Annotated in this window: 3 protein-coding genes; all 3 read left to right on the top strand. The window is 70.8% G+C overall.

The annotated features are described in order from the left end of the window. Nucleotides 1-495 precede the first annotated feature (495 nt). The 3 genes from ACWGDE_RS34300 to ACWGDE_RS34290 all read left to right on the top strand — a co-directional run bounded on the left by ACWGDE_RS34300 (nt 496) and on the right by ACWGDE_RS34290 (nt 6,508). Complete coding sequence (locus tag ACWGDE_RS34300; protein WP_450910298.1) at nt 496-1,239, top strand: response regulator transcription factor; 744 nt, start codon at nt 496-498, stop codon at nt 1,237-1,239. Between the two features lie 17 nt (nt 1,240-1,256). Then, nucleotides 1,257-2,351, top strand: coding sequence for a HAMP domain-containing sensor histidine kinase (locus tag ACWGDE_RS34295; RefSeq protein ID WP_453392966.1), 1,095 nt, complete (start codon nt 1,257-1,259; stop codon nt 2,349-2,351). 257 nt (nt 2,352-2,608) lie between these two features. Further along, nucleotides 2,609-6,508: a multifunctional oxoglutarate decarboxylase/oxoglutarate dehydrogenase thiamine pyrophosphate-binding subunit/dihydrolipoyllysine-residue succinyltransferase subunit gene (locus tag ACWGDE_RS34290; protein ID WP_453392965.1), complete on the top strand. Its 3,900-nt coding sequence runs from the start codon at nt 2,609-2,611 to the stop codon at nt 6,506-6,508. The last annotated feature ends 54 nt before the right edge of the window (nt 6,509-6,562 follow it).

Below are 6,562 nucleotides of genomic sequence, written 5' to 3'. Positions count from 1 at the left end.
GCCCCAGACCCCGCGCCTCAAACGCCGGCGGGGCTGGATTTGCCAGCCCCCGGCCCGCAGGGACTGCCAGCCCACCGCCTGCAGGGACTTCCAGCCCGCCGCATACAGGTGGAGGCCAACACCGGCCAAAATCAGCCCCGCCGGCACGCACCCGCAGGCCGACACCCGCCACATCCAGCCCCGCCAGTGCCCACCGGCGGGGCCGACGCCGGTCCAATCCGGCCCCGCCGGCGATTGAGGCGCGGGGGTCCGGGGGCCAGCCCCCATGCAACGGTGGCGCAGACGGCCACGGGACCCGCCAAATCCAGCCCCGCCGGCGTTTGAGGCGCCGGGGTCCGGAGGCCGGCTCCCCGGGCAGCGGGCGCGGCGGGCCGCGGCATGGAGCGGCCCCGCCGGCGATCGAGGCGGACGTCCACATCCGGAACCCGTCATAGCCGGAGGCCAACCGCTCCTCTACGCTGCACCCCTACCACGCGGGATCTTCAGGGGCGGGACATGGAACAGACACACACCAGCACCCACAACGGCGCCGCGGCCACCCCCGGCGCCCAGCGCCGGGTGCTCGTCGTCGAGGACGATCACACCATCGCCGAGGCGATCGCGGCCCGGCTGCGCGCCGAGGGCTTCCAGGTGCAGACGGCCGCCGACGGCCCGGCCGCCGTCGCGGCGGCCGAGAGCTGGCTGCCGGAGCTGCTGGTCCTGGACGTCATGCTGCCCGGGTTCGACGGGCTGGAGGTCTGCCGCCGGGTCCAGGCCCAGCGGCCCGTGCCGGTGCTGATGCTCACGGCCCGGGACGACGAGACCGACATGCTGGTCGGCCTCGGGGTCGGCGCCGACGACTACATGACGAAGCCCTTCTCGATGCGCGAGCTGGCCGCGCGGGTCCACGTACTCCTGCGCCGGGTGGAGCGGGCCACCCTGGCCGCGCACGCTCCGCGCGGGGCCACGCTGCGCCTGGGTGACCTGGAGATCGACCACGCGCAGCGCCGGGTCCGGGTGCACACCGAGGACGTGCACCTGACGCCGACCGAGTTCGACCTCCTCGTGTGCCTGGCCGGGACTCCCCGGGCGGTGCTCTCCCGGGAGCAGCTGCTGGCCGAGGTGTGGGACTGGGCCGACGCGTCCGGGACCCGTACCGTCGACAGCCACATCAAGGCCCTGCGCCGGAAGATCGGCGCCGAGCGGATCCGTACGGTCCACGGCGTCGGGTACGCCCTGGAGACCCCGGCGCAGCCGTGAGCGCCGGGCAGCGCCGGCTGGAGCAGCCGCGGCAGCCGGGACAGCGGCCGACCGGGGGCCTGCGGCCCTTCTCGCCGTTCTCGATCAAGACCAAGCTGGGCACGCTCGTCGTGGTGTCGGTCTTCATCACCACGGGTCTGTTGATGGTGGCGATGCGCACCGCCACCGAGGTGCGGTTCATCACGGTGTTCTCGGTGATCGCCTCGATGCTGATCACGCAGTTCGTGGCGCACAGCCTGACGGCCCCGCTGGACGACATGACCACGGTGGCCCGGGCGATATCGCACGGGGACTACACGCGCCGGGTGCGCGGGGCCGGCCGCCGCGACGAGCTGGGCGACCTGGCCGCCACCATCAACCTGATGGCGGACGACCTGGAGGCGGTGGACCGGCACCGCAAGGAGCTCGTCGCGAACGTCTCGCACGAGCTGCGGACCCCGATCGCGGCCCTGCGCGCGGTACTGGAGAACGTGGTGGACGGGGTCTCGGACCCCGATCCGGAGACCATGCGGACCGCGCTGAAGCAGACCGAGCGGCTCGGCCGGCTCGTGGAGACCCTGCTGGACCTGTCCCGCGTCGACAACGGCGTGGTGCCGCTGCGGGCCCGCCGCTTCGAGGTGTGGCCGTACCTGTCGGGCGTGCTGAAGGAGTCGGGACTGGCGGCGGCCGGCCGGCCGGGTCTGACCTCCGGCTCGGGCGGGCACACCCGCAACGACGTCCACCTGCACCTGGACGTGTTCCCGCCCGAGCTGACCGCGCACGCGGACGCCGAGCGGCTGCACCAGGTGGTGGCGAACCTGATCGACAACGCCGTCAAGCACAGCCCTCCGCACGGCCGGGTCACCGTCCGTGCGCGTGCGGGCGACGCGCCCGGGAGTCTGGCCCTGGAGGTCCTGGACGAAGGGCCCGGAATCCCGGAGGAGGAGCGCCACCGGGTCTTCGAGCGGTTCAACCGGGGCAGCGCGAGGGGCGGCGACGGCGGGACCGGTCTGGGCCTGGCCATCGCCCGGTGGGCGGTCGGACTGCACGGCGGGCACATCGGGGTGGCCGAATCGTCACGGGGCTGCCGCATCCTCGTCACGCTTCCGGGCAGCTCGCAGGCACCGGGTTGACGTAGGGTTCGAGTGGGAAGGACATGATCTCGGCCACATGCGCCGGGGTCCGTCAGGGGTGCGAAGCCAGGGGGCCGCAACCACGGTGCCTCCTGCCCGAACCAGGCTTGTTTCCCGCCATTCCAGTAGGCGAAACCCGCCGTTCGATGTGACGTACGCGACGGAAGTCCCGCCCGGTCTGCATCTCACGCCCTGGGAGGCGTAGCCTTTATTCCCGCTGTCCATACCTTGTGAAGCGGAAGAGGGCGGTTGCCGCCGTGTCGCCACAGTCCCCCAGTAACTCGAGCACCACGACCGAAGCAGGAGGGAGCGGGAAGAACCCCGCCCCAGGCTTCGGCGCCAATGAGTGGCTCGTCGACGAGATCTATCAGCAGTACCTCCAGGACCCGAACTCGGTCGACCGGGCCTGGTGGGACTTCTTCGCCGACTACAAGCCGGGGGGCGCTGCCGCTCCGGTGAAGGCGGATAAGCCCACGGAGAAGCCGACTCCTCCCCCCGCCGCGACGACGACGGACGGCGCCTCCGCACAGGCCGCCGCTCCCGTCACCGCCGCGACTCCGCAGGCTTCCGACGCCGCCGCCACGGGGGCGGCGAGCGCCACGCCCGCCTCCCCCACCAGCGCCGCGCCCACGACGCCTGTGTCAGCACCTGCCCCTGTACCTGCCACCCCCTCTGGTGCCCCTGCTGTGACTGTCACCTCCCAGGCCCCGGCCGCCGCCGCACCGGCAGCCCCCGCCCCCACCTCCGTAGCCCCCCAGAAGGCCGCGCCCGCCACCGAGGCCCCTGCCGGCCCCGAACTGGTGACGCTCCGCGGCCCGGCGGCTGCCGTGGTCAAGAACATGAACGCCTCGCTGGAAGTGCCGACGGCCACGTCCGTCCGCGCCGTCCCGGTGAAGCTGCTGTTCGACAACCGCATCGTCATCAACAACCACCTCAAGCGCGCCCGCGGTGGGAAGATCTCCTTCACCCACCTCATCGGCTACGCGATGGTGCAGGCCATCAAGGCCATGCCGTCCATGAACTACTCCTTCGCGGAGAAGGACGGCAAGCCGACCCTGGTGAAGCCGGAGCACATCAACTTCGGTCTCGCGATCGACCTGGTGAAGCCCAACGGCGACCGCCAGCTCGTCGTCGCCGGCATCAAGAAGGCCGAGACCCTCAACTTCTTCGAGTTCTGGCAGGCGTACGAGGACATCGTCCGCCGCGCCCGCGTCGGCAAGCTGACGATGGACGACTTCACCGGCGTCACCGTCTCGCTGACGAACCCCGGCGGCCTGGGCACCGTGCACTCCGTGCCCCGCCTGATGCCCGGACAGTCGGTCATCATGGGCGTCGGCTCCATGGACTACCCGGCCGAGTTCCAGGGCACCTCCCAGGACACCCTGAACAAGCTGGGCATCTCCAAGGTCATGACCCTGACCTCGACCTACGACCACCGGGTCATCCAGGGCGCGGCCTCCGGCGAGTTCCTGCGCGTCGTCGCGAACATGCTGCTCGGCGAGAGCGGCTTCTACGACGACGTCTTCGAGGCGCTGCGCATCCCGTACGAGCCGGTCCGCTGGCTCCGGGACATCGACGCCTCGCACGACGACGACGTCACGAAGGCCGCCCGCGTCTTCGAGCTGATCCACTCCTACCGGGTCCGCGGCCACGTCATGGCCGACACCGACCCGCTGGAGTACAAGCAGCGCAAGCACCCCGACCTCGACATCACCGAGCACGGCCTCACCCTGTGGGACCTGGAGCGCGAGTTCGCGGTCGGCGGCTTCTCCGGCAAGTCGATGATGAAGCTGCGCGACATCCTCGGCGTGCTGCGCGACTCGTACTGCCGCACCACCGGCGTCGAGTTCATGCACATCCAGGACCCGAAGCAGCGCCGCTGGATCCAGGACCGCATCGAGCGCCCGCACTCCAAGCCGGAGCGCGAGGAGCAGCTACGCATCCTGCGCCGCCTGAACGCGGCGGAGGCCTTCGAGACCTTCCTGCAGACGAAGTACGTCGGCCAGAAGCGCTTCTCCCTGGAGGGCGGCGAGTCCGTCATCCCGCTGCTCGACGCCGTCATCGACTCGGCCGCCGAGGCCCGCCTCGAAGAGGTCGCGATCGGCATGGCCCACCGCGGCCGCCTGAACGTCCTGGCGAACATCGTCGGCAAGTCGTACGCGCAGATCTTCCGCGAGTTCGAGGGCAACCTCGACCCGAAGTCCATGCACGGCTCCGGCGACGTCAAGTACCACCTGGGCGCCAACGGCACCTTCACGGGCCTGGACGGGGAGCAGATCAAGGTCTCGCTCGTCGCCAACCCCTCGCACCTGGAGGCGGTGGACCCGGTCCTGGAGGGCGTCGTCCGCGCCAAGCAGGACATCATCAACAAGGGCGGCACGGACTTCACGGTCCTGCCCGTCGCCCTGCACGGCGACGCGGCCTTCGCGGGCCAGGGCGTCGTCGCCGAGACGCTGAACATGTCGCAGCTGCGCGGCTACCGCACCGGCGGCACCGTGCACGTGGTCATCAACAACCAGGTCGGCTTCACCGCCGCCCCGGAGTCCTCGCGTTCCTCGATGTACGCGACCGACGTGGCCCGCATGATCGAGGCGCCGATCTTCCACGTGAACGGCGACGACCCGGAGGCCGTGGTCCGCATCGCGCGCCTGGCCTTCGAGTTCCGCCAGGCGTTCAACAAGGACGTGGTCATCGACCTCATCTGCTACCGCCGCCGCGGGCACAACGAGTCCGACAACCCGGCGTTCACGCAGCCGCTGATGTACGACCTGATCGACAAGAAGCGCTCGGTGCGCAAGCTGTACACCGAGTCCCTCATCGGTCGCGGCGACATCACGCTGGAAGAGGCCGAGCAGGCGCTGCAGGACTTCCAGGGCCAGCTGGAGAAGGTCTTCGCGGAGGTCCGCGAGGCCGCCACGCAGCCGGCGGCCATCCCGCCGGTGCCGGTCGCGCAGGCCGACTTCCCGGTCCCGGTGAACACCGCGATCTCGCAGGAGGTCGTCAAGCGGATCGCCGAGGCCCAGGTCAACATCCCGGAATCGGTCACCGTCCACCCGCGTCTGCTGCCGCAGCTGCAGCGCCGCGCGGCGATGATCGACGACGGCACCATCGACTGGGGCATGGGCGAGACCCTGGCCTTCGGTTCGCTGCTGATGGAGGGCACCCCGGTCCGGCTGTCCGGCCAGGACTCCCGCCGCGGCACCTTCGGCCAGCGCCACGCGGTCCTCATCGACCGGGAGACGGGCGAGGACTACACCCCGCTGCTCTACCTGTCGGACGACCAGGCCCGCTACAACGTCTACGACTCGCTGCTCTCCGAGTACGCGGCCATGGGCTTCGAGTACGGCTACTCGCTGGCCCGTCCCGACGCGCTGGTCCTCTGGGAGGCCCAGTTCGGCGACTTCGTCAACGGCGCGCAGACCGTCGTCGACGAGTTCATCTCCTCGGCCGAGCAGAAGTGGGGCCAGACGTCCGGCGTCACGCTCCTCCTGCCGCACGGCTACGAGGGCCAGGGCCCGGACCACTCCTCCGCCCGCCCCGAGCGCTTCCTGCAGATGTGCGCCCAGGACAACATGACGGTGGCCATGCCCACGCTCCCGTCGAACTACTTCCACCTCCTGCGGTGGCAGGTCCACAACCCGCACCACAAGCCGCTCATCGTCTTCACCCCGAAGTCGATGCTGCGTCTGAAGGCGGCGGCCTCCAAGGCGGAGGAGTTCACGACCGGTTCGTTCCGTCCGGTCATCGGCGACTCCACCGTGGACCCGAACGCGGTCCGCAAGGTCGTCTTCTGCGCCGGCAAGGTCTACTACGACCTCGAGGCCGAGCGTGAGAAGCGCGGCATCACGGACACGGCGATCATCCGCATCGAGCGCCTCTACCCCCTCCCGGGTGCGGAGCTCCAGGCCGAGATCGCCAAGTTCCCGAACGCGGCGAAGTACATCTGGGCCCAGGAGGAGCCGGCGAACCAGGGTGCGTGGCCGTTCATCGCGCTGAACCTGATCGACCACCTCGACCTGGCGGTCGGCGCGGACATCCCGGCCGGCGAGCGCCTGCGGCGCATCTCCCGCCCGCACGGCTCGTCCCCGGCGGTCGGCTCGGCCAAGCGCCACCAGGCGGAGCAGCAGCTCCTGATGACGGAGGTCTTCGAGGCGTAGCCCTCGAAGCTCCCGGAAGGCCCGGCGCCCCCTCGGGGAGCCGGGCCTTCCGGC

Source organism: Streptomyces sp. NPDC054956 (assembly GCF_053609185.1).
The sequence above is the reverse complement of the archived record's forward strand: the minus strand, read 5'-3'. Positions and strand labels throughout refer to the sequence as shown.

Excerpts from the sequence above, each read along its gene's own strand:
- ACWGDE_RS34300 (WP_450910298.1), top strand. The coding sequence starts at position 496 with ATGGAACAGACACACACCAGCACCCACAACGGCGCCGCGGCCACCCCC.